Raw genomic sequence first — 24,572 nt, 5'->3', positions numbered from 1 at the left:
GGCGGCGTCGAACCGGGGGCGGCTAGGGGTGATCTAGGGAGCGTCCGGGGCGTCTGGGGGCGCCAGCGCGTCGCGGCGGCGCTGGAGGAAGTCCCGCTCCGCGTCGTTCCCGGCGAGGGCCGCCGCGGACGCGTACGCCTCGTACGCCTCCGCCGTGCGGTCCAGCCGGCGCAGCAGATCGGCGCGGACCGCGTGGAAGAGGTAGTAGCCGTCGAGCCGCGGCCCGAGCTCCTCGACCAGGGCGAGCGCGGCGACCGGGCCGTCGACCTCGGCCACCGCGACCGCGCGGTTGAGCGCGGCGACCGGGGTCGGGGCGAGGGCGAGCAGCTGGTCGTAGAGCTGGACGATCTGCCTCCAGTCCGTGGCGGACGCGGTCGGGGCATCGCTGTGCACGGCGTTGACCGCCGCCTGGATCTGGTACGGACCGGGCCGCTCCAGCCGCAGGCACCGCCGCACGATCGCCTGGCCCTCCGCGATCAGGGCGCGGTTCCAGAGAGTCCGGTCCTGCTCGGCCAGCAGGATCAGCCGGCCGTCCGGCGCGGTGCGGGCCGCCCGGCGGGCGTCGGTGAGGAGCATCAGCCCCAGCAGGCCCATGACCTCAGGCTCGTCCGGCATCAGCTCGGCGAGCAGCCGTCCGAGGCGGACGGCCTCCGCGCAGAGGTCCTCGCGGACGAGCTGTCCGCCGGAGCGGGCGGCGTACCCCTCGTTGAAGACGAGGTAGACGACGGCCAGCACGGCCCGCAGCCGGTCCGGCAGCTCCGCCTCGCTCGGAACGCGGTACGGGATCCCCGCGTCGCGGATCTTCCCCTTCGCCCGCACCAGCCGCTGCGCCATCGTCGGCTCGGCCACCAGGAACGCGCCCGCGATCTCCGCCGTGGTGAGGCCGCCCAGCAGCCGCAGCGTCAGGGCGACCTGCGCGGCCGGGGCGAGCGAGGGATGGCAGCAGGTGAAGATCAGGCGCAGCCGGTCGTCCTGCACGGGGTCCTCCTCGACCGTGTCGTCGCGCGCCTCGAGCAGCGCGGCGGCCTGGGCGTGCCGGTCGGCACGGGAGGCCTCGCGGCGGAGCCGGTCGACGGCGCGATTGCGGGCGGTGGTGATGATCCAGCCGGCCGGACTGGGCGGCGGCCCGGTCGCCGGCCACCGCTGAAGAGCGGAGGCGAAGGCGTCTTGGACCGCCTCCTCGGCGAGATCGATATCGCCGAACCGACGGACGAGCACGGCGACGGCACGCCCGTACTCCTCCCGAAAGACCCGCTCGACCCGAACGCCGGCCACGTCGCCGCCGCCACCTGCCTGCTGAACGCCGGCCCCCGGGCCCCCGACCGCCGCGGCGGTCTCGGCTGCGGCGGATTCGGACGCCACCGGCGACTCGGGCGTGTCTGGCCCATCGGGCGTCTCCGACACGCGCGGGCTCTCCGGCGCGCCGGAGCGGGAAGGCACCGGCCTGTCCGAGGCACCCGGCGTCTCAGGCGCAAGCGGTCGGTCCGGACCGTGCGGCGCGGCAGAGCCGGAAGGCTCCGGCGTCTTGGGCGTGCCCGGCCTCTCCGGCGCAGCGGGCCCCGAAGGCCCTGGCCCCTCCGACGCGCCCGACCCCTCCCGCCCCTCCGGCACCCCCGACCCCGCCGCGTTCCGCGCCGCCAGCCCGGAGCCCTCCCGGCCCCCGCCCCGGCCCACGCCCACCCCCTCCCCGCCCACCCCCTTCCGCCCCGACGCCCGGCTCATCCGCTGCTGCCGTGCTCCAGGGGGCGGACCTCGATCGGGAGGGTGATCGCCCGGGCGAGTTTTCGGCCCCATTCCAGCGCGGCGTCGAGATCCTCCGCCTGGATCACCGTGAATCCGCCGATGTGCTCCTTGCCCTCCACGTACGGGCCGTCCGTCGCGAGCACTTCGCCGCCCCCGCCGTCCTTCAGCCGCAGCACCGTCGCCGTGCTCGGCGGATGCAGGCCCCCGGCGAACACCCACGCCCCCGCCGCCCTGATCTCGGCGTTCACCGCCTCCAGGTCCCGCATGATCGGCTCCAGGAACTCGGGCGGCGGCGGGTCCCCGTCGGGCTGGTAGATGCTGAGCAGATACTGCTTCATGATCACTCCTCGGTCCGGCCGCCGGCCTCGTGCCCGCGTCTCACCCTCTATACGAACGCCTTCCGGCCGGATCGACACGCATCGCCGGGCGTATTGCCGACGTATTGCCGACACCCTGAGACGGGGGCCGGTCGAGTGATGTTCGATCAGGAGATATCTTGATGTCGAGCAATGTTGCAGACGTGGAGCGGAGCACCCGGTGACTGACTCGACCATCATCTACACACACACTGACGAGGCCCCGGCCCTGGCGACCCATTCGTTCTTGCCGGTGGTCCAGGCCTACGCCTCGACGGCCGGGGTCAGTGTGGAGACCCGTGACATCTCTCTGGCAGGGCGGATCATCGCCAGCTTCCCCGAGCGCCTCAAGGAGAGCCAGCGCATCGACGACGCCCTCGCCGAGCTCGGCGAGCTGGCCAAGACGCCCGGCGCCAACATCATCAAGCTGCCGAACATCTCGGCCTCCATCCCGCAGTTGAAGGCGGCCGTCGCCGAGCTGCAGGAGCAGGGCTACGCGCTGCCGGACTACCCGGACGACCCGCAGACCGACGAGGACAAGGACGTCCGCGCGCGGTACGACAAGGTCAAGGGCAGCGCCGTCAACCCGGTCCTGCGCGAGGGCAACTCCGACCGCCGCGCCCCCGCGTCGGTCAAGAACTACGCCAAGGCCCACCCGCACCGCATGGGCGCCTGGAGCGCCGACTCCAAGACCAACGTCGCCACCATGGGCGCCGACGACTTCCGCTCCACCGAGAAGTCCACCGTGATCGCTGAGGACGGCTCGCTCCGTATCGAGCTGGCGGCCGCCGACGGCACGACCACCGTGCTGCGCGAGTCCGTACCCGTCCTCGCGGGCGAGGTCGTCGACGCCTCCGTGATGCGTGTGGCCGCCCTGCGCGAGTTCCTGGCCGCGCAGGTCGCGCGCGCCAAGGCCGAGGGCGTGCTGTTCTCCGTGCACCTCAAGGCCACGATGATGAAGGTCTCCGACCCGATCGTCTTCGGTCACGTCGTGCGCGCCTTCTTCCCGCAGACGTTCGAGAAGTACGGCGAGGTGCTCGTCGCCGCCGGCCTGTCCCCGAACGACGGCCTCGGCACCATCCTGAACGGCCTGGGCGCGGTTCCCCACCTGGGCGACGAGATCAAGGCCTCCTTCGAGGCCGAGATCGCCCAGGGCCCGGCCCTGGCGATGGTCGACTCCGACCGCGGCATCACCAACCTGCACGTGCCGAGCGACGTCATCGTCGACGCCTCGATGCCGGCGATGATCCGCACCTCCGGCCACATGTGGGGCCCGGACGGCCAGGAGGCCGACACCCTCGCCGTCCTCCCGGACAGCAGCTACGCCGGCATCTACCAGGCCGTCGTCGACGACTGCCGTGCGCACGGCGCGTACGACCCGTCCACGATGGGCTCGGTGCCCAACGTCGGTCTGATGGCCCAGAAGGCCGAGGAGTACGGCAGCCACGACAAGACCTTCGAGATCGCCGCTGCGGGCGTCGTCCGCGTCGTCGACGCCGAGGGCGCCGTCGTCCTGGAGCAGCCGGTCGCCGTCGGCGACATCTTCCGGATGTGCCAGACCAAGGACCTCCCGATCCAGGACTGGGTCAAGCTGGCCGTCACCCGCGCCCGCGCGACCGGCGACCCGGCCGTGTTCTGGCTGGACGAGGGCCGGGCGCACGACGCCCAGCTGATCGCCAAGGTCAAGACGTACCTCGCGGAGCACGACACCGAGGGCCTGCAGATCGAGATCAAGGCGCCGGTCGACGCGATCACCTTCTCGCTGGAGCGCATCCGCCGCGGCGAGGACACGATCTCGGTCACCGGCAACGTCCTGCGCGACTACCTGACCGACCTGTTCCCGATCCTGGAGCTGGGCACCAGCGCCAAGATGCTCTCGGTCGTCCCGCTGATGAACGGCGGCGGCCTCTTCGAGACCGGCGCCGGCGGCTCCGCCCCGAAGCACGTCCAGCAGCTGGTCAAGGAGAACTACCTGCGCTGGGACAGCCTGGGCGAGTTCCTCGCCCTCGCCGTCAGCTTCGAGCACCTCGCGACGACCACGGGCAACGCGCGCGCCCAGATCCTCGCCGACACGCTCGACCGCGCGACCGGCTCGTTCCTGAACGAGAACAAGTCGCCCAGCCGCCGCGTCGGCGGTATCGACAACCGCGGCAGCCACTTCTACCTGGCGCTCTACTGGGCCCAGGAGCTGGCGAGGCAGACCGACGACGCGCAGCTCGCGGAGGCGTTCGCGGCCCTGGCCAAGACGCTCGCCGAGCAGGAGCAGACCATCGTCGACGAGCTGATCGCGGTACAGGGCTCGCCGGCCGACATCGGCGGCTACTACCAGCCCGACGTGACCAAGGCCTCGGCCGTCATGCGTCCGTCGGCGACGCTCAACCAGGCGCTGGCGACCCTCGCCTGAGGCGACGACCCGCGCGTTCCGCCCCGGCCGGCGTTCTGCTGGCCGGGGCGGACCCGTCTGCGCAGTCAAGCGGTCCGGGGCGGCCAGCACTTCGTACGGGGTTCGTCATACCGGTACGGTGGTAGAACCTGACATCAGTGTCAGGTTCAGACGCGTCGAGACGGCATGCGACGACAGGCGAGGTGGGCATGCGCATCGGAGAACTGGCTCAGCGCACCGGAGTGAGCGAGCGGTCGCTGCGCTACTACGAGAAGCAGGGGCTGCTGGCGGCCGACCGCACCCCCGGCGGCCAGCGCGAGTACCCCGAACGCGCGGTCGACCGGGTCATCCGCATCCAGGAGCTCTTCGCCGCGGGGCTGCACAGCGCCAAGATCGTGCAGCTGCTGCCCTGTATGCGGGACGCGGACGGCGGCCCCACCGAGATCGCCACCCCGATGCTGGTCGACGAGCTCACCGCGGAGCGCGAGCGCATCGACCGGATGATCACGGACCTGATCCGCTCGCGCGGCGTCCTGGACGACGTGATCGACGCGGCGTCGGGCGGTACGTCGTCAAGTGGCGCGTCGGGCACCACGTCGTCGGGTGGCGCCGGCCAGAGGGCGAGGGGCGCGCAGACGACCCCCTGACGCCCTCCCGGGTCACGGACGGCGGCGGGGCTTGCCTCGCTTGACGCTCTTAGAGCCGCCGGAGCCGCCGGAACCGCTCCGCGGGCTCTTGCCGGTCGACTTCCCGGCCGCGCCTCTGCCGCCCGGCTTCCCGGGCTGCCCAGGCTTTCCGGCCGACTTGCCGGCTCCGCCCTTGCCCGAGGCGGGCTTTCGCTGGGCGCCGCCCGCGTCGGGGCGCTTGTCCTTCGACGGCGCCGAGGCCAGGGGGCGGCCCCGCGAGCTGTTCACGGTCCGCCCGCGGACGATCCCGATGAACTGCTCCACCAGATCGGTGGTCTCCTCCTCCGGCCACGACAGCGCGACACGGGACTCGGGGGCGTTCAGGACCGGCCGGTACGTGAGGTCTTTGCGGTGGTGCAGACGGGCGAGCGACTGCGGGACGACGAGCACGCCCACGCCTGCCGCCACCAGTTCGATTGCGTCCGCCGTCGTCGGGGGGCGCTCGTTCGCCGGCAGCCCCGGGCGGCTCTCCCACTCGAGGGTGTCGTCGAGGGGGTGCAGCACGATGTCGTCGGCCAGGTCCTCGGGGGACACCTCCTCGACCGCCGCCACGACATGGTCCTTCGGGACCACGACCACGGTCGTCTCGGTGTAGAGGGGGATCGCGCTGAGGTGCGTCCGGTCGACCGGCAGCCGTACCAGTCCCGCGTCGGCGCCGCCGTCCCGCAGTACGTCGACGGCCTCTGCGGCGGGCACCGCGACGAGCGTCAGCGGTACGTCGGGCAGGCGCTCGTTCCAGATCCGCACCCACTTGGTCGGCGTCACACCCGGGACATACGCGAGCCGGAACGAAGGGGGTACTTCCGAGCCTGTCACCCCGCCAGGTTACCGGTCGTGGTCGGAGGTAGCGCACATGCTCGATACCCTTGGCGTATGACGTCGCACCAGACCGCCCAGACGATGAAGCCCGCGACCGCGGCGAAGAAGCTGGGTGTGTACCTCGAGGCCACCCCCGCAGAGTTCCAGGAGGGTGTCGTCTCGCGCACCGAGCTGAACGCACTCCAGACCGACCCGCCCGAGTGGCTGCAGGAACTGCGGCGCAACGGCCCGCACCCCCGGCCGGTGGTCGCGGCGAAGCTGGGCGTCTCCATCTCCGGTCTCGCGCGCGGCGGCGTCACGGACGCCCTCACCACGGAGCAGATCGAGGCGCTGAAGCAGGAGTCCCCCGAGTGGCTCCAGAAGGAGCGCGCCACCCAGGCCGAGGTCCGGAAGGAAGCGGCGCGCATCAAGGAGAAGAACGCGGAGCGCGACGACAAGGCGCGCTGACCGGCCGCCGCCTGCCCTGTACCCCTCGCCCCCCTCCCGCCGTCTCACGGTCCCTCGCCACCCTGCGCAGCAGGAGGTGAGAAATGCGTCGATGTGTTCGATGGGCTCGTTCTACGATCGGTGACAGCTCATCGGCCGGCTGCCGTTCCGGTCGTCGTCGAGGGGGAGCCGGGGGCGGCCATGAACTGGCGATGGGGCAGGAAGAGCAGCCGGGCGGAAGCTGAGGAGGCGCCGCCGCAGGTTGAGGTACAGGCCGAGGAGCCCGTGGAGCAGCCGGTCGCGCAGCAGGCGGAGCCGGTGATCACGCATCCGTGGGGGGAGCGGGGCGAGCAGTGGAAGCCATGGCTGCAGCGCTCGCAGGCCGGGGTGGACCTGTTCGTCTGGTGGACCGACCCCGGGAACCACATCCGCAGCCTGGTCGGCGAGGCCAGATACTGCGAGCACCTCGTCGAGCTGCTGTCCCGGGCGTCCCCGCGCGACTGCGCGGCCCTGGGGCTCGGCTGCACCCGTCGCACCGACCGCAGCTGCCGGGAGCCGGAGACCTGCCGGCTCGACCCCGTCGAGCGCACAGGCGCTGAGCTTCGCGGCCGGACGGGACCGATCCCGGGCGCCTGCGACTCGTTCTGGGACTGCTGGACCCCGTACGAGCTCAATGTGGACTTCACCGACGACGAGCGGCACCGGGCCGTGCATCTGCGCGACGACACGGGCGACCTCAGCGTGAGGCTCTGGGTGGACGGCGTGCCGGTGGCTCAGGACATCATGCTGGAACGGACCGGCCACTGGCTGGACGACCGGTTCTACGTGGTGGAGGCCGAGGGTCCGGAGGACCATCCGGAGCAGCGACTCGCGTTCGGACAGCTGGCCTGCCACATCATCTCGCTGGTCGTCCACGACGCCGAACGGGCCGCGACGCAGGTGTTCGTTCCCGGCCCCCAGGAGATATGGACCGACCCGCGGGTGCGGCGGGACGGCGACACATTGCGCCTGTACGCGGATCTGGCCGCCGCCGAGGCCGACCGCCCCGACCGCGTGGTCCCGGCGGCGCCGCCCTCGCCCTGACCGACGCCCCGTCAGACTCCGTCGGCCGCATCTCGAATTGGGTCATTGCGGAAGCACATGACGGAACCCTGGAGCTGCCGACCCCTGCTGAAAGCCGTCCTGACTCAGCGTTTCGCCCCGGCCCCCGTAATGAAGATCACGTTCCTCTTCGTTTTCGCAACTGCCGGGCAGTCGGGCGGCGTTGTTAGGGTCGGGTGACTCTAGGGGGAGTGATGGTGGAGACCGACGACCGCATAGGCGGCTGTACGAGCGGCGGCTGTACGAGTGGCGGCTTCACCGCGCCGCGCGAGGCCGTGACGGACGCTCATGCCGGCTGCGGCGCCGCCCGCCGTGCCGTCCTGCGAGGCTGGGGGGTCGTCTGATGGGCACCCCGCCCGCGCCGGCGAACGGCACGATCGACGTCAAGCCGTCCGATCTATTCCGGGTCTCCGGCGACTTCGCCACCGAGCAGTCGGACCTGCACAAGGCGGCGAACAAGCTGCTGGACGACCTCGGCGAGTACCAGGACGCCGGCGGCTTCGGCACCTCCGCCCAGGCGTTCTCCACGGCCTATATGGAGGTCGGCAACCGCTTCCTCGACGTGTGGGCGAAGAGCGTGGTGAGCGTCGGCGGCGCGGCCGTCGGCTTCACCGTCACGGCCAACAACTACGCCAAGGCGGACGCGGCGTCACACCCCTCGGGCACGCAGGCGCCGGTCACCAAGCCCCCGCCGCACGTCATCCAGACGCCCCCCGCCTACCGGAAGGTCACCGACCTCAAGTGGGGCGACGACGACGGCGGCGACGGCATCTGGGCCAGGATCCTGGAATGGGTCCCCGACGCGCTCATGGACGCGGTCCGCGCGGCCATCAAGCACGCCTATCGCATGGGCCGGGTCCCGGACGTCTATCCCTTTCCGCATCAGCACAACCTGAACACCCTGTCCGGGAACTGGGGGGCTGCCAACCGGTCCCTCGCCATCTTCGAGGGCGATCTGATCCGCTATATGAGCGGCATCACCACTCAGTCCAACAGCGAGTGGCACGACGCCATGCGGCAGTTCTGCAGCTCGCTGTGGGGCAGCACCGCCTGGGGCAAGTCCACCGCGGGCTACGAGTGGAAGCACGACAGCGCGTCGTCGCCGTCCGGGGCCACGCATCCCGTGTTCGCGGTGCTGTCCGACACCAGCAGGAAGATCAGCGACCTCCTCCGCGAGTTCGCCGAGGCGGCGGTCGAGCTGAACGCCGACGTCTACGACGAATACCTGAGAGCGGTCAAGAAGGCCGTCGCCGACGTCGACTTCAAGGACGGCGTCGACGTGAAGGACGTCAAAGGGCTCATCAAGGGAATCGGCAAGGGTCTGGCCTCCGTCGGCATGAACGTCCCGCTGAACATCGATACCGCGGGCATGAACGCGATCGTGAAGAGGTACGAGAACACGGTCGACGGACTGACCTCGCAATTCGAAGCATTGAAGAAGCCTCTGGAAGAGGCGTACCTCAGCGCTCCCACCTTCAAGGCCGAGGAGGCGCGCGCCCAGTCCTTCGGCGCACGAGCCCTCGACGACTTCAAGCCGAACCCCAAGTGGAACAGCACGGAGGACACCCAGAACGGGGTCTACAAGATCGACCTGGCGTCCCATGAGTGGCTGAACGGCGGGCACAGCGTCGACAAGCACGTGGGGCTGAGCGACCCGCAGCTGGCACAGCGGCTCCGCGACCAGGGAACCCATGCGACCGACGCCTGGCCGCACGGAAAGCCGTCGGTGAGCGCGGCCTCCTCGTTCCGGAACATGGAAGAGGCGCAGAAGTACACCCAGTACAACATCGACAAGAAGTCCGCCGACATCCAGGCCTGGCTCAAGGGGCCCCCGCCGCCGTCGGACGGGGAGACCGAGAAGTTCGTCACCAAGGGGCCCGACGCGAGCACGGGAACCAGCGTCACTAAGCAGCCGGCCAAGGACGCCAACGGAGACGAGATTCCGGGCAGCGGATACAAGCAGCACGGGGTGAACGCCAAGGCGATCGAGGCGACGAACATCAGCACGGTTCTTCGCTACGATTCCCGCGTCGACCCGCCCTTCGTCGTCCTCACCTCCATGCCCGCCCTATGACGAACCCCGGCAGGACCCTGACCTGACATGACCTCTGTTGACGAAGACGCCTGGGCGGCAGCGGCTCTGCGCCTGTTCGACGACGAGTACGTGCTCGTGGCGACCGGCCCGAGAACGCGTACGGACTGGCGGATCGACGCCCTGGCCGTCATGAACCGCCGGGCGGAAGACCCGCGCGGCTGGCTCTCCCTCGACTGGGACCGGGAGGGCCGGGAGGAGAACCCCTCCCGCCGGCCGTCCTTCCCCTTTCTGGAGCCCAGCGTCGAGCTGCTGCGGCAGCGCCTCTACCCGGTGACGCCCGAGACGGCCTCCGCTCTCCTCGTCGCGATGACGGACGACTGGTGCGAGCTCGCCAACGTCCCCGACTTCGCGGAGAACAAGGAGAGCCTTCTCGCTGACGCGGGGACGCTGCTCGCTCGGTTCGGACCGCGCTACGACTGCTACACCAACGTGACCGACGCCAAGAGCACGCAGTCGCCGGACCTTCTGAGGAAGTCGCCCGGCTGGATCTCCCTGACGGAGTACACCGCCGACTACGGGCTCGTGGTCGTCGCCGACGAGGAGATCGGCCTCTTCTGGTCGTTCAATCCCATCTGAGCGGGGAATCCCGCCAGGCCCCAGCAGGCCGGACCGTGCCCCCGGATCGGCCGCCCCTGTCTCGACGGCCAGGACGACGCGCCTGCCGTGCTCAGCGCGGTCTGTCGCGGGAGAGGTCGGCGGCCGGGCTGACCTGCACGCCGACCTCTTCGTCCGTCCGGTCGACCAGGATCATCGCCACGTCGTCCGACAGCTGGCCTCCGGTGTGGCGGACCAGCGCCTGGTGCAGCTCCTCCAGGAACTCCGACGGGGTCAGGGCGCGCAGCGCCGCCATCGCCTCGGGCAGGGCGAAGAACTCGTTGTCGGCGTTGCGGGCCTCGATCACGCCGTCCGTGTACAGCAGCAGACGGTCGCCGGGCGCGAACGGATAGGTCTCGGGCGCTTCCGGCGGCCCGGCCACGAGGTCTTCCAAGCCGAGGGGCGGCATCGGCGTGCTGGGCGTCAGAGGTTGGATCGCGTCCTGGTGCAGCAGCAGCGGAGGCGGATGGCCGCGGTTGACCAGGTGCACCACGGGCTCGCGGGGCACCTGGGCCATGAGCGCGGTGGTGAAGCCCTCGATCAGCACCTCCTGGTCGTACGCGCCCGACACCGCGACCTCGCGCCGCAGCGCGGCGCTGCAGTGGTTCATGACCTCCACCAGGTCGTCCTCGTAGTGCACGGCCTCTCGGAACGCGCCCAGCGCCACCGCGACCGCGCGTACGGCGGCCAGCCCCTTGCCTCGGACGTCCCCCACGATGATCCGGACGCCGTAGGGGGACTGCACGGCCTCGTAGAGGTCGCCGCCGACCTGCGCGCCGGTGCCCGCTGCCAGGGACAGGCTGGCCGCGTGCAGCGGGCCCAGGCGCTCGGGCACGGGCCGCAGGATGACCTCCTGGGCCGCCACGGCGATCTTGCGCACCTGGTCGAGCTCGCTCTGCCTGCGTGTGCGCACCGCGTTGCTCATCGTGACGCTGGCCACGGACACCAGGAGCAGCCCCAGAAGGTTGCCGAAGACCTGCTGGGTGCCCCAGGCGTGGTTGTAGGTGGCTGTCGCCACATTGACCGCCAGGGCGAGGCCGGCCGCGGCCAGGGTGCCCTTCGGGCCCATCGTCAGTGCCGCCAGCGCCGGCGCGGCGGTGAGGACGGGGCCGGTGACCAGGGCGTGTGCGGGCGAGAGCTCGACGGCCAGCACGGCCAGCGCGATAGCGAAGGGCACGCACTGTGCCAGTGTGAAGAGGACCCGCCTGTGACCGCCGTCCCCGGGGTGAGGAGACGAGCGGAAGAGCGACCGCATGCGTCCAGCCTGCCTCGCCGCTCATGAGTGTTCCACTCAGCGCGGCGACCTCGCCCCGCTGCCTCAGTCGTCGGCGGCGACCACGAGGGCGAGGGAGCGGGTGCGCCGGTCGACGAGGACGAGTTCGTGGAACGCGGTGTGGATCGGGCCGTAGTCGTGGTGCGCGTCGTCGGGGAGGGCTCCGAGGACGTACCGGCTCGTCGCCCGGCGTACGGGCGTGCGGACCGCCGCGTGCAGCCTCGCGTCCAGGTCCGAAGGGAGGGGAGCGCCGCCGGCTGCCCAGGCGTCGATCGTGCTGAGCGCCGTCGACGCTTCGACGCTCTGGTACGTGCCGGAGCTGATCCGGTCCGACCACCACGGGCCGTGCCGCGGCTCTGACCAGATCCCGGCGCCGTCGTAGGTGTCCCGGAACTCCGGGTGCGCGATCAAGGCGTCCAGCAGCTCCCGGTCGGCCGGCGAGCCGTCCGGGAGGCGGAAGCGCTTGATGTGGACCCATCGACGCCCATGGCCCCGGCCGCCGGGGTAGTCGAAGTCCTGGAAGTCGACGAAGCGACTGTCCCGGTAGGCGAGCGCCTGCCGCATGCCGGTCAGCGCCGCGGGGGCCGGCTCACGCGCGGCCCCCGCGGGAGCTCCGGACGCCGGGGCGGCGCCGCCCGAGGCCGTCACCGTTCGGCAGCCCACCCCGGGAGCGTCGGCAGCACCTTCTCGGCGACGCGGAGCAGCACCGTGTCGTCCGGCATCGTGCCGTCCGTGCGCCACAGGGTCAGCTCGAAGGAGCCGCCGCTGTCCTTCGCGTCCTGCGCCACGGAGACGACGCGGGCCGGGACGCCGGCGCCGGTCTCGCTGTCGCTCCCGTCGAGGCGGAAGCGGATGCTGATGGTCTGGTCCGAGTAGACGATCCCCGGGCGGCCCAGGACCCGCTGCTGCCGGCTGTCCCGCAGAAGCGAGGCGGAGTCGGTCACCTTGAGACCGTCGTAGGTGGCCGCGAGGTTCACCGTGTAGGTGTCGTACTCGATCTTGGCCGAGGGAGTGTCGATCTCCTTGCCGCTGCCGGTCTTGAAGGAGCTGTCGGAACCCCCGGCGGTCTTCGCCCTCTCGCCGGGCGTGCCCAGCAGTTCAGCGAGGTCGGGACGGTTCAGCGCCTCGCACAGCTGCAGTCCGGAGACATGCCGGGGGCCCTTCCCCGTCTTCTCCTGCTCCTTCTCGGGCTCCCCGTCCGAGCAGGTGGCGGCACGCGCCTCGCCCTTCGAGGACGCCTCGGTCTCCTGCGCCTGGAGCGCCCACAGGCCGCCGCCGAGCGCCGCGACCACCGCCACGGCCGCGACCGCCTGCCCCCATGCGCCCGCTTTCTTGGGCGCGTCGAAATCGTCTGCCATGACCCCCGCCTGCTGTGATCCCCCGATACGTGCTCGGGGACATTAACTCGTGTTCAACGGGCGGACAAGGAGATTGACCTTCACCGGGGCCCGAGACATCGGGCCTTGGCGACACAGAGCTCTCCAGCCGGCCTGTGCGGCCGACTGGAGAGCTCTGGAGTGTCCGACGGACTCTCCTCAGGACGACGCCGGCTGTCACGCCGCCCAGTCGGGCCGCCGTCCCAGGTACTTCAGCAGCTCCGCCACCGCGTCGTCCCCCGGCTCCTCCTGCACCACCGGTGCGAAGGCGAAGGCTCTCAGCGGTTCGACGAACTGTCTGGCCGCTGCGAGCAGTTCGGTCGCGAGCTCCGGGGTCAGCGGCGACGGCTGCCCGGTGGCGACGGCGATGTCCCAGGCGTGCACGGCCGCGTCCAGGGCGCAGGCGCTCGCGCCGAGGGCCGCGGGCATCTTGTTGGGCGGGAGCGGGACGGGCACCTCCGCCTGGTCCGCGGCCACCCGCGACCACGCGGCCGCCGCCGTGCGCACCGCCGCCTCCGCCACCGCGAGCGGTTCGTCGTCCAGCTTCCCGGAGGGCGCGAACGGGTCGTAGCCGGGGCCGGCGCCCTCGCCGAGGAACGCGGCATAGCCCAGCTGGTCGCCCGCCGCGTGCTGGAGCACCTGGAGGACGTTCCACTCCGCGCACGGGGTGGACCGCTCCCAGTCGCCCGGCGCCACGCCGCGGACGGCGGTGAGCAGAGCGTCGTGGGACTGGGCGAGGACGGGCCAGTTCGTGGATGTGCTCATGGTGCCACCTCTCCGGATCATGGTCTGGAAAGCCACACCCTGGCAGAGCCGCAGCCCCGGCGGCCACGGAATTCGCAAAAGCGCACATCAGGGCATTGGGCCGCGCGACGTACTGTCCCTCGAACTCGCCTACGGAGTCGGGCAGTCGACGGCGTCGCCCTCACCGCCGTCGCCTCCCGCATACTGTTCCGCGAAGCCCTCGCCAGCGTCCTGGGCGGAGGTATCGCCGTCGCCGGTGTGCTCGGCGCCCGCCGCCTGACTCACCCCGGCGACACACCCTGACGTAGCGTCAGAGAGGCAGCGTTGCGCACTTACGCTGACGGCATGGGCCAAGACGACAGCGAGGGCGCCGGACGTGAGCCCCTCCCGGTCGACGGCTCCGCGGCCGCGGCGGGCGACAGCCGGCAGGCCACGGCCGATCAGCTCAACTGGCTCAAGGAGCGCCTGTACGCGACCATCACCATGATCTCCGTGGTGATCGGCCTGTCGGCGGTCGAGCACGCCACTCCCGCCGGCGCCGCGGCCAGCGTGACGGCCGCCGCCGTCGGCCTCTGGCTGGCGACGCTCGTCGCCGACGAGCAGGCCCACCGCACCGTCCACGGCCGGGTGGCCACGGGTGCGGAGCTGCGCCGGATGCTGTGGGTCAGCAGCCCGCTGCTGCTGTCCGCGGTCGGCCCGCTCCTCCTGATCGGCGCCGCGGCCCTGGACGTGATGTACCTGGAGACCGCGCTGTTCACGGCGGCCGGGGTCAGCGTGGCCAGCCTGTTCGGCTGGGGCTGGTACGGCGGCGTCCGGATGGGCAACGGCACCGCGGTCGCCCTGCTGGCCGGCGCGCTCGACGCGGCGATCGGCCTGGCCGTCGCCCTCGTCAAAGCCGCCGTCAGCCACTGAACGGTCGCGCCGAGGTCGCTCGGCGGCCCACCGGGGCACCCCGTCGCGCTGTGACTGGGCACTCCCGTCGGCCAGTTGAGAGAGTGGCGCCGCCCACACCGTCCACCCAGCTGGCCTTGCCGTCAGCGCCCTGTGTCACTATGCGGAAGCGTCCCCCGGGGGGAGTGGGCCGCGGACTGACGACTGCCAGGGGGTTGGGGATGGGCGCGGGTACGGAGCCGGACGGCTCGTCCAGGTCCGACGAGGAGTGGGAGCGGTTTCTGCGCGAGTCGGTGGCGGGCGCCGCCGACGCGCCCAAGGAGCCGTCGGCGCGGGCCCGCGACGTGGCGAAGCGGCTGCGCGCAGAGCCTGGCCGCGAGGAGGGCTGGCGCACCTACACACCCGCGCGGCCCAAGCGGCGCACGGGCTGGTACGTGTTCGGGCTGCTGGTCTCGCTGGTGCTGCTGGCGGTGGCGCTCGTGCCGGGGAAGACAGTGGACCTGTTCGGTGGCGGCGACGACGCCGACTCCCCGCCGCTGGGGGCCGAGACCGCCCGCCCGACCACGGCGCCCCCGGCGGAGGCGGCCCAACGCCCCACCAAGGACGAGCCGTTCCGCGGCTCCCCGGCGGCGAGCTGGGCGAGCGGAGCGGCGGGGATCACTGTGCCGAAGGCCGGGGCGGTCGGCCGGATGAGCGCGCCCGAGGTCGAGCGGGCCCTCGCCCGCAGCCGGGACTTCCTCGTCGCCTCCAGCCTGGACCGCGAGGTGCTGCGGGGCGAGCGCCCCGAGAAGGCGATCGCACTGATCAACCCGCACCAGAAGGACGTCCAGGACCTTCTGCGAACCGGTTTCAAGACCCCGAGCGAGGAGAACGACCCCCTCCTCCTCTTCAGCCGCTTCCAGCCCTCCCGCACCCAGCTGGTAGGCGACGAGGTGAAGACCCGGGGCCGGCTCACCTACCGGGAGGGCAAGCGCGGCGCGCTCGAGGTGACCGCCGACGTCACCTTCGTCTACCCGGTCACCCGCGCGGACGCGGGCGGCGACGACGAGATCGTACGCACGATCGTCCGGCGCGAGTACGTCCTGAGCTGGGACGACCCTGACAAGGTGATCACCGAGCCGGGCACGTTCTCGATCGTCTCGTACAAGTACGACATGACCAACGGCGGCTGCGGCGCCCCCACGGGCTACTTCACCCCGCCCTTCGGCACGGACCGCCCGGAGGGCGAGTCCGGCACGGTGGTCGACCCGTACGACCGCAGCGCGCCGGTCGGGCGGGGCGAGTCCGCTGGGGACGAGTGCGGTACGGCGACGCGGTCCTAGCGGGGACGTCCCTCGGCGGCGGCCGCTCCGCCCCCAAGGGCGACGAGCGTCCAGCCGCCGATCCGCTCCCAGCGCGGCGCCAGGCCGGCCGGCCGAGGCGCCGCGCGCAGCCGGGCGGCGACGTCCGCGAGCGCCAGCCGGTAGACGCCGTCGAGCGCGCCGAGTCGGCCGCGTCCGGTACGCGGCGCCCGTCGGCTTCTGATGGTGGACACGGTCGGTCGGGAAGGTGCCGCCGAGGATCGCGTAGCCCAGGAGGCGAATCCGGGTCATGGCTGTCTGCAGGTGCTCGGCGGTCGACGCGAGCAGGGTGATCGCTTCGCGGACGTAGCGCCAGGCGGTGGCCACCCCGATCTGGAAGCCGGCTGCCAGCCGGGTGAACGTGTCGCCGTTGCGAAGGTGGGCCAGCGCCAGGAGCGCTTGACGGCCGGGTTTGAGGCGGCGCCAGTGTGATCGGCGTTGCTGGCGATGGGTGCTGATCAGGTCGGCGAGGTGGTTCAGCGATCGGGTGGACAGCGGGATCGCGGCAGGGTAGGACAGCAACGAGGCTCCCGGGAGGGGCATCTTTCTTGGTCGATTGCTTGTCTTGCCGGGAGCCTCACCCAACCCCGCGCTCTACCCCGATACGCGCCCTCAGCTGCCCAAAGCCATTTGGAAAACGCTCAATGGACCGTTTTTGAGACCGGCGCAGACTCGGTAGAGCTTGAGGTCGCAGTCTCGCGAGCGGCCGGTCGTTCAGCGGGGCAGGATGCGCAGTACTGCCTCGTGTTCGCCGCTGAGCCGCAGGCCTTGCTGTACTGCGGCGCTCAGATCGAGGTCGCCGAGCAGGGTCGCGGCCAGCAGGTGCGGCGGTCCGGTCAGGGACGCGGTGGGGTGGTCGACCCGGCCGGCGTGGGTGTGCACCGAGCCGTCCTTGACTTCGATGACCAGGTCTTCGTTGCCGTCGGCGTGCAGTTGCAGGGCGATTGCCGGCTGGTCGGGGCGGTGGTCGGTCAGTGCCCGGGCGGGCACGTCCAGCCAGTGGGTGCGGAAGGTGTCGCTGCCGGCCGGCTCACGCAACAGCGGCACGCCCCACCGGCTCAGTTCCTGCAGCACCGGCTCCAGCGTGCGGCCACGCTCGGTGAGGGAGAACAGGGTGGTGGCCACCGGCGGCGGGGCGGCCTCGCGGTGGATCAGGCCGGCTTCCTCGAGTTCGCGGAGCCGGTCGACCAGCAGGTTGCTGGCGATCCCGGGCAGCCCGTTGCGCAGGTCGGTGTGCCGGCACGGACCCAGGGCGAGCAGTTCACGGACGATCAGCAGGGTCCATCGGTCGCCGATGGTGTCCAGTGCTTTCGCGATGCCGCAGTACTGCCCGTAGGTGCGCATGCCACCACCCTACATCGTGGTGTTGAGATTCAAAACTCTCTTGTTGACTTTCTCAACAACGCCGGTCTAGCGTCGCTGCCCATGACCCCCACCCTTTCCGTACGTCGGCTGGCCTGGGCCGGCGTCGAGATCCGTCTCGGCGACACCCGCCTGCTGATCGACCCGCTCGAGAACGTCGCTCCGCTGGCGCCGGTGATGGGGCCGCCGCACCGGCCGGTCGACCCGGTCGACACCCCGCCCGGCACCCACGCCCTCATCACCCACCTGCACCCCGACCACTACGACCACGACCTGATCGCCCGGATCGCGGCCACCGGCACGATCGGCTGCCACACCCCGAGCGCGGCGGCGCTGCACGAGGCGGGCATCACCCCAGTTGCCCAGGACCTGGGCCAGTCACGGCGCATCGGAGAGCTGACCGTCACCCCGGTGACCTCGCTGGACTGGCGCGGCAACGACTGTGACCAGGTCGCCTGGGTCGTCGAAGGCGCCGGCCGGCGGGTCATCCACTGCGGCGACACCCAGTGGCACGGCAGCTGGTGGCAGATCGCCCGCGACCACGGCCCGTTCGACGTCGCGTTCGTCCCGGTCAACGGCGTCATCGCCCACTTCGAGGGCTACGCGGCCAACGTCCCGGCGACCATGACCCCCGAGCAGGGCGTCGAGGCCGCCGTCGCACTCGGCGCCGGCACCGTCTGCGCCATGCACTACGGCCTGTTCCACAACCCGCCGTTCTACACCGAACAACCCGACATCGAGCAGCGCTTCCAGCACGCCGCCGACGAGCGCGGCATCACCGCGGCCATCGTCGCCGACGGCCAGCCCGTCCTCTGACCATCAGAAACAAGGAGCAACACATGAAGATCGTCCTGTTCGGCGCCAGCGGCAACATCGGCCGGCCCACCACCGAGGAGCTACTGCGTCGCGGCCACACCGTCACCGCGGTCACCCGAGCCGGCCACGTCGACGGACTGGGGCACCAGGCCCTGACCGTGACCACCGGTGACGTCACAGACGCCACCGCGGTCGCCGGCCTCGCCGCCTCCCACGACGCCGTGCTGTCGGCCGTCGGCCCCCGGATCGGCCAGGAGGACGACCGCGCCACGATCGTCGGCGCCGCCCGTGCGCTGATCGACGGACTCCGCCGAGCCGGCGTCACCCGCCTGGTCACCATCGGCGGTGCCGGTAGCCTGCGCACGCCGACCGGCGCCCGGGTCATGGACGACCCGGACTTCCCCGCGCTGTGGAAGGCCAACGCCGAGGCCCAGTCCGAAGCGCTCGACCTCTACCGCGGCGTGCACGACCTCGACTGGACGTACGTGTCGCCCGCCGCGGTCATCGGAGCGGGCGAGCGGACCGGGGCCTACCGCAGCGCTGGGGACACCCTGCTCACCGACGACGACGGCAACAGCCGCATCTCGTACGCCGACTACGCGATCGCCTTGGCCGACACGATCGAGGGCGGCACCGCGATCCGCCGCCGCATCACCGTGGCGTACTGAGCCATGAGCAACGACGCCGCCGGCCGGCACACCCGATTCATCGTCCTGCTCGCAGCGCTCGTGGCCCTGGGACCACTGTCCATCGACGGCTACCTGCCCGGACTGCCGGACCTCGCCGGCGACCTGCGCGCCAGCGCCGCGGCCACCCAGCTCACCATCACCGCCTGCCTGGTCGGGCTGGCCATCGGGCAGCTGATCGCCGGGCCGCTGAGCGACATCTACGGCCGGCGGCGTCCGTTGCTGGCGGGCCTCGCCCTCTACACGATCGCCAGCGCGCTCTGCGCGGTGGCGCCCGACGTCCGGACCTTCGTCGGCCTACGCCTGGTCCAGGGCATCGGCGGGGCGTTCGGCATCGTCATCGCCAACGCCATGGTCCGCGACTGCACCTCCGGAACCCGCACCGCACGTCTCTTCTCCGCACTGACCTTGATCACCGGCCTGGCGCCGGTGTTCGCGCCGGTCCTCGGCGGCCAGCTACTGCGCGTCACAGCCTGGCCGGGGATCTTCGTGAGCCTGGCCGTACTCGGCGCCGTGATGCTGGCGGCCTCCGCCGCGGGACTGCCGGAGACCCGGTCCTCCGCGTCACGCCAGCCGCTGCCGGCTGTCGTCGGGCAGCTGCTCAGCGACCGGGTCTTCACCGGGTACGTCCTGGCCAACGGCCTGGTCTTCGCGGCGATGTTCGCCTACATCTCCGGCTCGCCGTTCGTCCTGCAGGAAATCCACGGCCTGTCACCGCAGCAGTACAGCGCCGTGTTCGCCGTCAACGCCGCCGGACTCATTGCGGCCGCCCAGATCAGCGGCCGGCTGGTGGCCCGGGCCGGCGCCCGCGTGCTGCTGCTCGCCGGTCTGCTGGGCGCGACAGCCGGTGGCGCCACGGTCCTGGGCGCGGTGCTGACACGGGCACCCCTGCCCGTGCTCCTGATCGGCCTGTTCGTCCTGGTCTCCAGCGTGGGCCTGGTCATGCCGAACGCCGCGGCCCAGGCCCTGGCCGACCACGGCGGACACGCCGGGTCGGCAGCCGCTCTGCTCGGCTTCAGCCAGTTCATGATCGGCGGGGCACTTGCTCCGCTGGCCGGCGCGGGTGGCGCCACCGACGCCTTGCCCATGGGAATCATCGTCGCCGTGCTGCCGGCGCTCGCTCTGCTCACACTCGGCGTCCTCACCCGGTCGATGCCCGGTGAGCGCACTCGCAGGCCGGCTCGCCAAGGACGTGCCGGGCACCGGCGACCGCGCTGACACATCGATCGCAGACGAGCCGGCATCCAGTGATCGAGTGTCTCGCCGTCCGGCACCAGCCACACCCGGCTACCCACCCAAGCGGGCATTTCGACTTTCTCCGGAACCCAGTCGAGCAGTTCGTACATCCCCCGCTGGGACTCTCCGAACAGTCCCTCCAGGTCGGCGCAGATGCCCCAGACGTGGCCATGCTCCGCCTCGGTCAGCGTGTACCGCAGGCTCGCGCGCGCCATCTCATCCTCATGCACAGCAGAAAGGCGTCACACACACCCCGCGTCCGCTGACTGATCTCCTGATTGCATAAAACTGCACTGCTGCGTATAGTCATGCCATCGACGAGGAGGGTTCGATGACCGTACGAGCAGCAGTGGCCGGAGCGAGCGGATACGCAGGCGGTGAACTGCTCCGTCTGCTCCTCGCGCACCCCGAGGTCGAGATCGGCGCTCTCACCGCCAACTCCAACGCGGGCCAGCGGCTCGGCGGGCTCCAGCCGCATCTTCTGCCGCTCGCCGACCGCGTGCTGGAGGCCACCACGGCCGAGGTCCTCGCCGGGCACGACGTCGTCTTCCTCGCCCTGCCGCACGGGCAGTCCGCCGCCGTCGCCGAGCAGCTCGGCGACGAGGTCCTCGTCGTCGACATGGGCGCCGACTTCCGGCTGGCGGACGCCGCCGACTGGGAGGCCTTCTACGGCTCCCCGCACGCCGGGACCTGGCCCTACGGCCTGCCCGAGCTGCCCGGCGCCCGCGCCGCGCTGCGCGGCTCCCAGCGCATCGCCGTGCCCGGCTGCTACCCCACCGCCGTCTCCCTCGCGCTCTTCCCGGCGTACGCTGCCTCCCTCGCCGAGCCCGAGGCCGTGATCACCGCCGCCTCGGGAACCTCCGGCGCGGGCAAGGCCCCCAAGACGCACCTCCTCGGCTCCGAGGTGATGGGCTCGATGACGCCCTACGGCGTCGGCGGCGGCCACCGGCACACGCCCGAGATGATCCAGAACCTGAGCGCCGCGGCGGGCGAGCGGGTCACCGTCTCCTTCACGCCCACCCTCGCCCCGATGGCGCGGGGCATCCTCGCCTCGTGCAGCGCGAAGGCCAAGCCCGGCGTCACCGCGGAGGCGGTGCGGGCCGCCTACGAGAAGGCCTTCGCCGACGAGCCCTTCGTCCGTCTGCTTCCCGAGGGGCAGTGGCCCGCCACGGCGTCCGTCTACGGTTCCAACGCCGTTCAGGTGCAGGTCGCGTACGACGAGGCCGCGGGCCGCATCATCGCGATCAGCGCCATCGACAACCTGACCAAGGGCACCGCGGGCGGTGCCGTCCAGAGCATGAACCTCGCCCTCGGACTCGACGAGTCCATCGGGCTTTCCACGATCGGAGTCGCACCGTGAGCGTCACGGCAGCCCAGGGATTCACGGCGGCGGGCATCGCCGCCGGGATCAAGGAGAACGGCAACCCGGACCTGGCCCTCGTGGTCAACCACGGCCCGCGCTCCGCCGCCGCGGGCGTCTTCACCTCCAACCGCGTCAAGGCCGCGCCCGTGCTCTGGTCCGAGCAGGTGCTGAAGAGCGGCGAGCTGACCGCCGTCGTCCTCAACTCCGGCGGCGCCAACGCCTGCACCGGCCCCCAGGGCTTCCAGGACACCCACGCCACCGCCGAGAAGGTCGCCGAGTCGCTCAACAGCGCGGGCCACGACGAGACCGGCGGCCACGGCGCCGGCACGGTCGCCGTCTGCTCCACCGGCCTGATCGGTCTGCTGCTGCCGATGGACAAGCTGCTGCCCGGCGTCGACGAGGTCGTCGCCCAGCTCAGCCCGCACGGCGGCGAGAAGGCCGCCATCGCCATCAAGACCACCGACACGGTCCACAAGACGTCCGTGGTCAGCAGGGAGGGCTGGACCGTGGGCGGCATGGCCAAGGGCGCGGGCATGCTCGCCCCCGGCCTCGCCACCATGCTCGTCGTCCTCACCACCGACGCCGACGTCGACAGCGACGCACTGGACAAGGCGCTGCGCGCCGCCACCAAGGTCACCTTCGACCGCGTCGACTCCGACGGCTGCATGTCGACCAACGACACGGTGGTGCTGCTCGCCTCCGGCGCCTCCGAGGTCGCCCCGGAGTACGAGGTGTTCGCCGAGGCCGTACGGGCCGTCTGCGACGACCTCGGCCAGCAGCTGATCCGCGACGCCGAGGGCGCCAGCAAGGACATCCGCATCGAGGTGGTCAACGCCGCGACCGAGGACGACGCCGTCGAGGTGGGCCGCTCCATCGCCCGCAACAACCTCCTCAAGTGCGCGATCCACGGCGAGGACCCCAACTGGGGCCGGGTGCTGTCCGCCATCGGCACCACGAGCGCCGCCTTCGAGCCCGACCGGCTCAACGTCGCCATCAACGGCGTCTGGGTCTGCAAGAACGGCTCCGTCGGCGAGGACCGCGAGCTGGTCGACATGCGCTACCGCGAGGTGAAGATCACCGCCGACCTCGCCGCCGGGTCCGAGTCCGCCGTCATCTGGGCCAACGACCTCACCGCGGACTACGTCCACGAGAACAGCGCGTACTCCTCATGAGCGCCCGCAAGCACACCGCGCTGCCCAAGGCCCAGATCCTCGTCGAGGCGCTTCCCTGGCTGACCCGGCACAACGGCAAGACGGTCGTCGTCAAGTTCGGCGGCAACGCCATGATCGACGAGGACCTCAAGGCGGCCTTCGCCCAGGACATCGTCTTCCTGCGGCACGCCGGGCTCAAGCCGGTCGTCGTCCACGGCGGCGGCCCGCAGATCAGCGCCCAGCTGGACAGGCACGGCCTGGTCAGCGAGTTCAAGGCGGGCCTGCGGGTCACCACGCCCGAAGCCATGGACGTCGTACGGATGGTGCTGGCCGGCCAAGTCCAGCGCGAGCTCGTCGGGCTGATCAACCAGCACGGCCCGCTCGCCGTCGGCATGACCGGCGAGGACGCGCACACCATCACCGCCACCAAGCACCAGCCGCAGATCGACGGCGAGCTGGTCGACATCGGCCGGGTCGGCGAGATCACGAAGATCGACACCGGCGCCATCGAGGCGCTCCTGGCGGACGGCCGCATCCCGGTCGTCTCCTCCATCGCGCGCTCCGCCGACGACGGCCACGTCTACAACGTCAACGCCGACACCGCAGCCGCCGCGCTGGCCGCGGCGCTGGGCGCCGAGACGCTGATGGTCCTCACCGACGTCGAGGGCCTGTACGAGGACTGGCCGAACAGCGACGACGTGATCAGCCGGCTCACCGCCACGCAGCTGGAGAAGCTCCTGCCGGACCTGGCCAGCGGCATGGTCCCCAAGATGCAGGGCTGCCTGTTCGCCGTGCGCAACGGAGTCAACACCGCCCGCGTGATCGACGGCCGCGTCCAGCACTCGATCCTGCTGGAGATCTTCACCGACGAGGGCATCGGCACGATGGTCGTGCCGGACGGACAAGGAGGGGGAACGCAGTGACCGGCAACGAGGACCTCGCGCAGCGCTGGCAGAGCGTGATGACCGACAACTACGGCACGCCGAAGCTGACTCTGGTACGCGGAGAGGGCGCCGCGGTCTGGGACGCGCAGGGCACGCGGTACACCGACTTCGTCGGCGGCATCGCCGTGAACGCGCTCGGCCACGCGCACCCGGCCGTCGTCGAGGCCGTCTCCCGCCAGATCGCCTCCCTCGGCCACGTCTCCAACCTGTACGCCGCCGAGCCCCCGGTCGCCCTCGCCGAGCGGCTGATCCAGCTGGCCGGCCGCCCCGGACGCGTCTACTTCTCCAACTCCGGCGCCGAGGCCAACGAAGCCGCCTTCAAGCTCGGCCGCCTGACGGGCCGGGGGCACGCCGTGGCCACCGTCGGCGGCTTCCACGGCCGGACGATGGGCGCCCTGGCGCTCACCGGCCAGCCGGCGAAGCAGACGCCGTTCCTGCCGCTGCCGGGCGATGTCACGCACGTCCCCTTCGGCGACGCCGACGCGCTGCGGGCCGCGGTCACCGAGGAGACCGCGCTGCTCGTCATCGAGCCCATCCAGGGCGAGAACGGCGTCGTCGTGCCGCCCAGGGGATATCTGGAGGCCGCCCGGGAGATCACCCGGGCCACCGGGACGCTGCTCGTGCTCGACGAGGTGCAGACCGGCGTCGGCCGGACCGGCCACTGGTTCGAGCACCAGGCGCACCAGGGCGTCGAGCCCGATGTGATCACCCTCGCCAAGGGGCTCGGCGGCGGGCTGCCGATCGGCGCGACGATCGTCTTCGGCGAGGCGGCGGACCTCCTCAAGCCCGGCCACCACGGCTCGACCTTCGGCGGGAACCCGGTCGCATGCGCCGCCGGGCTCGCCGTCCTCGACACACTCGCGGCCGGCGGACGGCTGGACGAGGTGAAGCGGCTCGGCGAGAAGCTGCGGGAGGGAATCGAGTCCCTGGGGCATCCGCTCGTCTCACATGTCCGCGGTGCGGGCCTGCTGCTGGGTATCGTTCTCACGGAGTCCCTCGCGCCCCAGGTGCAGCAGGCGGCTCAGGGTGCCGGCTTCCTGGTGAACGCTCCCGCCCCCGATGTCATCCGGCTGATGCCGCCGCTGATCATCGGTGACGTGGAGGCAGACGCGTTCCTCGAAGCGCTGCCAGGCATCCTCGACGAGGGCGGCGAGGCTTCGAAGCCTGGGGAACGATCCGGAGAATGA

Annotated in this window: 25 protein-coding genes and 2 pseudogenes; 16 read left to right on the top strand and 11 right to left on the bottom strand. The window is 71.5% G+C overall.

Translation table 11 applies throughout. The features are described 5' to 3' along the window. Window positions 1–33 precede the first annotated feature (33 nt). Both AB0M39_RS24405 and AB0M39_RS24400 read right to left on the bottom strand, forming a co-directional pair. Window positions 34–1,275, bottom strand: a complete 1,242-nt coding sequence (locus AB0M39_RS24405; RefSeq protein WP_365367780.1) for a sigma-70 family RNA polymerase sigma factor — start codon at window positions 1,273–1,275, stop codon at window positions 34–36. A gap of 443 nt (window positions 1,276–1,718) precedes the next feature. Then, entirely contained in the window at window positions 1,719–2,081 is a 363-nt protein-coding gene (locus tag AB0M39_RS24400; RefSeq protein WP_365367778.1) for a YciI family protein, read from the bottom strand. A gap of 199 nt (window positions 2,082–2,280) precedes the next feature. On the opposite strand from AB0M39_RS24400, the gene AB0M39_RS24395 reads away from it, so the two are divergent. Then, window positions 2,281–4,503 carry an NADP-dependent isocitrate dehydrogenase gene (locus tag AB0M39_RS24395; protein ID WP_365367776.1) on the top strand — a complete coding sequence of 741 codons (2,223 nt, stop codon included), beginning with the start codon at window positions 2,281–2,283 and terminating at the stop codon, window positions 4,501–4,503. Between the two features lie 188 nt (window positions 4,504–4,691). After that, window positions 4,692–5,129, top strand: coding sequence for a MerR family transcriptional regulator (locus AB0M39_RS24390; protein WP_365367774.1), 438 nt, complete (start codon window positions 4,692–4,694; stop codon window positions 5,127–5,129). Window positions 5,130–5,141: 12 nt separating this feature from the next. Here AB0M39_RS24390 and AB0M39_RS24385 read toward each other — a convergent pair whose 3' ends face one another. Then, window positions 5,142–5,984 carry a LysR substrate-binding domain-containing protein gene (locus AB0M39_RS24385; RefSeq protein WP_365367772.1) on the bottom strand — a complete coding sequence of 281 codons (843 nt, stop codon included), beginning with the start codon at window positions 5,982–5,984 and terminating at the stop codon, window positions 5,142–5,144. Window positions 5,985–6,041: 57 nt separating this feature from the next. Here AB0M39_RS24385 and AB0M39_RS24380 point away from each other — a divergent pair, with 57 nt between their 5' ends. The 5 genes from AB0M39_RS24380 (at window position 6,042) to AB0M39_RS24360 (ending at window position 10,185) form a co-directional block, all read left to right on the top strand. Beyond that, a complete protein-coding gene (locus AB0M39_RS24380) occupies window positions 6,042–6,434 on the top strand; it encodes a DUF5997 family protein (protein WP_365367770.1) in 393 nt (130 codons plus the stop codon). Between the two features lie 180 nt (window positions 6,435–6,614). After that, window positions 6,615–7,496, top strand: a complete 882-nt coding sequence (locus tag AB0M39_RS24375; protein WP_365367768.1) for a hypothetical protein — start codon at window positions 6,615–6,617, stop codon at window positions 7,494–7,496. A 212-nt stretch (window positions 7,497–7,708) separates the two neighbouring features. Next, on the top strand, window positions 7,709–7,858 hold the full coding sequence (locus AB0M39_RS24370; protein ID WP_365367766.1) for a hypothetical protein: 150 nt from the start codon (window positions 7,709–7,711) through the stop codon (window positions 7,856–7,858). Further along, window positions 7,858–9,588, top strand: coding sequence for an RNase A-like domain-containing protein (locus AB0M39_RS24365; RefSeq protein WP_365367764.1), 1,731 nt, complete (start codon window positions 7,858–7,860; stop codon window positions 9,586–9,588). The genes AB0M39_RS24370 and AB0M39_RS24365 overlap by 1 nt, the downstream gene beginning before the upstream one ends. 27 nt (window positions 9,589–9,615) lie before the next feature. Further along, window positions 9,616–10,185 carry a hypothetical protein gene (locus tag AB0M39_RS24360; protein WP_365367762.1) on the top strand — a complete coding sequence of 190 codons (570 nt, stop codon included), beginning with the start codon at window positions 9,616–9,618 and terminating at the stop codon, window positions 10,183–10,185. Between the two features lie 91 nt (window positions 10,186–10,276). Here AB0M39_RS24360 and AB0M39_RS24355 read toward each other — a convergent pair whose 3' ends face one another. The 4 genes from AB0M39_RS24355 to AB0M39_RS24340 all read right to left on the bottom strand — a co-directional run bounded on the left by AB0M39_RS24355 (window position 10,277) and on the right by AB0M39_RS24340 (window position 13,617). Then, window positions 10,277–11,380, bottom strand: coding sequence for a PP2C family protein-serine/threonine phosphatase (locus tag AB0M39_RS24355; protein ID WP_365367760.1), 1,104 nt, complete (start codon window positions 11,378–11,380; stop codon window positions 10,277–10,279). 141 nt (window positions 11,381–11,521) lie between these two features. Continuing rightward, window positions 11,522–12,139 carry a hypothetical protein gene (locus tag AB0M39_RS24350; RefSeq protein ID WP_365367758.1) on the bottom strand — a complete coding sequence of 206 codons (618 nt, stop codon included), beginning with the start codon at window positions 12,137–12,139 and terminating at the stop codon, window positions 11,522–11,524. Next, on the bottom strand, window positions 12,121–12,834 hold the full coding sequence (locus AB0M39_RS24345; RefSeq protein ID WP_365367756.1) for a DUF6215 domain-containing protein: 714 nt from the start codon (window positions 12,832–12,834) through the stop codon (window positions 12,121–12,123). The genes AB0M39_RS24350 and AB0M39_RS24345 overlap by 19 nt, the downstream gene beginning before the upstream one ends. Window positions 12,835–13,029: 195 nt before the next feature. Beyond that, the gene (locus AB0M39_RS24340; protein WP_365367754.1) at window positions 13,030–13,617 is read right to left on the bottom strand and encodes a TIGR03086 family metal-binding protein; all 588 of its coding nucleotides are present in this window, start codon (window positions 13,615–13,617) and stop codon (window positions 13,030–13,032) included. Window positions 13,618–13,941: 324 nt separating this feature from the next. On the opposite strand from AB0M39_RS24340, the gene AB0M39_RS24335 reads away from it, so the two are divergent. After that, the gene (locus AB0M39_RS24335; RefSeq protein ID WP_365367752.1) at window positions 13,942–14,508 is read left to right on the top strand and encodes a hypothetical protein; all 567 of its coding nucleotides are present in this window, start codon (window positions 13,942–13,944) and stop codon (window positions 14,506–14,508) included. Between the two features lie 200 nt (window positions 14,509–14,708). Next, window positions 14,709–15,809: a hypothetical protein gene (locus tag AB0M39_RS24330; RefSeq protein WP_365367750.1), complete on the top strand. Its 1,101-nt coding sequence runs from the start codon at window positions 14,709–14,711 to the stop codon at window positions 15,807–15,809. On the opposite strand, the gene AB0M39_RS24325 is transcribed toward AB0M39_RS24330, so the two are convergent. From AB0M39_RS24325 to AB0M39_RS24315, 3 genes and pseudogenes are all read right to left on the bottom strand, one after another. After that, window positions 15,806–16,021 (bottom strand): hypothetical protein, encoded by a 216-nt coding sequence (locus AB0M39_RS24325; RefSeq protein WP_365367748.1) that lies wholly within the window; start codon window positions 16,019–16,021, stop codon window positions 15,806–15,808. The genes AB0M39_RS24330 and AB0M39_RS24325 overlap by 4 nt on opposite strands. Beyond that, a pseudogene (locus AB0M39_RS24320) lies at window positions 16,002–16,349 on the bottom strand (transposase family protein); the annotation flags it as partial. The gene AB0M39_RS24325 and the pseudogene AB0M39_RS24320, both read right to left, overlap by 20 nt. Before the next feature lie 192 nt (window positions 16,350–16,541). Next, on the bottom strand, window positions 16,542–17,171 hold the full coding sequence (locus AB0M39_RS24315; protein WP_365367746.1) for a helix-turn-helix domain-containing protein: 630 nt from the start codon (window positions 17,169–17,171) through the stop codon (window positions 16,542–16,544). An 81-nt stretch (window positions 17,172–17,252) separates the two neighbouring features. Here AB0M39_RS24315 and AB0M39_RS24310 point away from each other — a divergent pair, with 81 nt between their 5' ends. Genes AB0M39_RS24310 through AB0M39_RS24300 form a run of 3 tightly spaced genes read left to right on the top strand, consistent with a single transcriptional unit; the run spans window position 17,253 to window position 19,909 of the window. Beyond that, window positions 17,253–18,005 carry an MBL fold metallo-hydrolase gene (locus tag AB0M39_RS24310; RefSeq protein WP_365367744.1) on the top strand — a complete coding sequence of 251 codons (753 nt, stop codon included), beginning with the start codon at window positions 17,253–17,255 and terminating at the stop codon, window positions 18,003–18,005. 23 nt (window positions 18,006–18,028) lie between these two features. Beyond that, window positions 18,029–18,673, top strand: a complete 645-nt coding sequence (locus tag AB0M39_RS24305) for an NAD(P)H-binding protein (RefSeq protein WP_365367742.1) — start codon at window positions 18,029–18,031, stop codon at window positions 18,671–18,673. A gap of 3 nt (window positions 18,674–18,676) precedes the next feature. After that, on the top strand, window positions 18,677–19,909 hold the full coding sequence (locus AB0M39_RS24300) for a multidrug effflux MFS transporter (protein ID WP_365367740.1): 1,233 nt from the start codon (window positions 18,677–18,679) through the stop codon (window positions 19,907–19,909). 23 nt (window positions 19,910–19,932) lie between these two features. Here AB0M39_RS24300 and AB0M39_RS24295 read toward each other — a convergent pair. Continuing rightward, a pseudogene (locus tag AB0M39_RS24295) lies at window positions 19,933–20,142 on the bottom strand (hypothetical protein); the annotation flags it as partial. A 116-nt stretch (window positions 20,143–20,258) separates the two neighbouring features. Between AB0M39_RS24295 and argC the strand changes: the two are divergent. The 4 genes from argC to AB0M39_RS24275 are packed head-to-tail and all read left to right on the top strand — an operon-like array spanning window position 20,259 to window position 24,572. Next, window positions 20,259–21,287 (top strand): N-acetyl-gamma-glutamyl-phosphate reductase, encoded by a 1,029-nt coding sequence (gene argC / locus AB0M39_RS24290; RefSeq protein ID WP_365367738.1) that lies wholly within the window; start codon window positions 20,259–20,261, stop codon window positions 21,285–21,287. Then, window positions 21,284–22,462: a bifunctional glutamate N-acetyltransferase/amino-acid acetyltransferase ArgJ gene (gene argJ / locus AB0M39_RS24285; protein WP_365367735.1), complete on the top strand. Its 1,179-nt coding sequence runs from the start codon at window positions 21,284–21,286 to the stop codon at window positions 22,460–22,462. Before argC ends, argJ begins: the two co-directional genes overlap by 4 nt. Continuing rightward, a complete protein-coding gene (argB, locus tag AB0M39_RS24280) occupies window positions 22,459–23,364 on the top strand; it encodes an acetylglutamate kinase (protein ID WP_365367733.1) in 906 nt (301 codons plus the stop codon). Before argJ ends, argB begins: the two co-directional genes overlap by 4 nt. After that, window positions 23,361–24,572 (top strand): acetylornithine transaminase, encoded by a 1,212-nt coding sequence (locus AB0M39_RS24275; RefSeq protein WP_365367731.1) that lies wholly within the window; start codon window positions 23,361–23,363, stop codon window positions 24,570–24,572. Before argB ends, AB0M39_RS24275 begins: the two co-directional genes overlap by 4 nt.

The sequence above is a fragment of the Streptomyces sp. NPDC051907 genome (assembly GCF_040681075.1).
Taxonomy (GTDB): domain Bacteria; phylum Actinomycetota; class Actinomycetes; order Streptomycetales; family Streptomycetaceae; genus Streptomyces.
The sequence above is the reverse complement of the archived record's forward strand: the minus strand, read 5'-3'. Positions and strand labels throughout refer to the sequence as shown.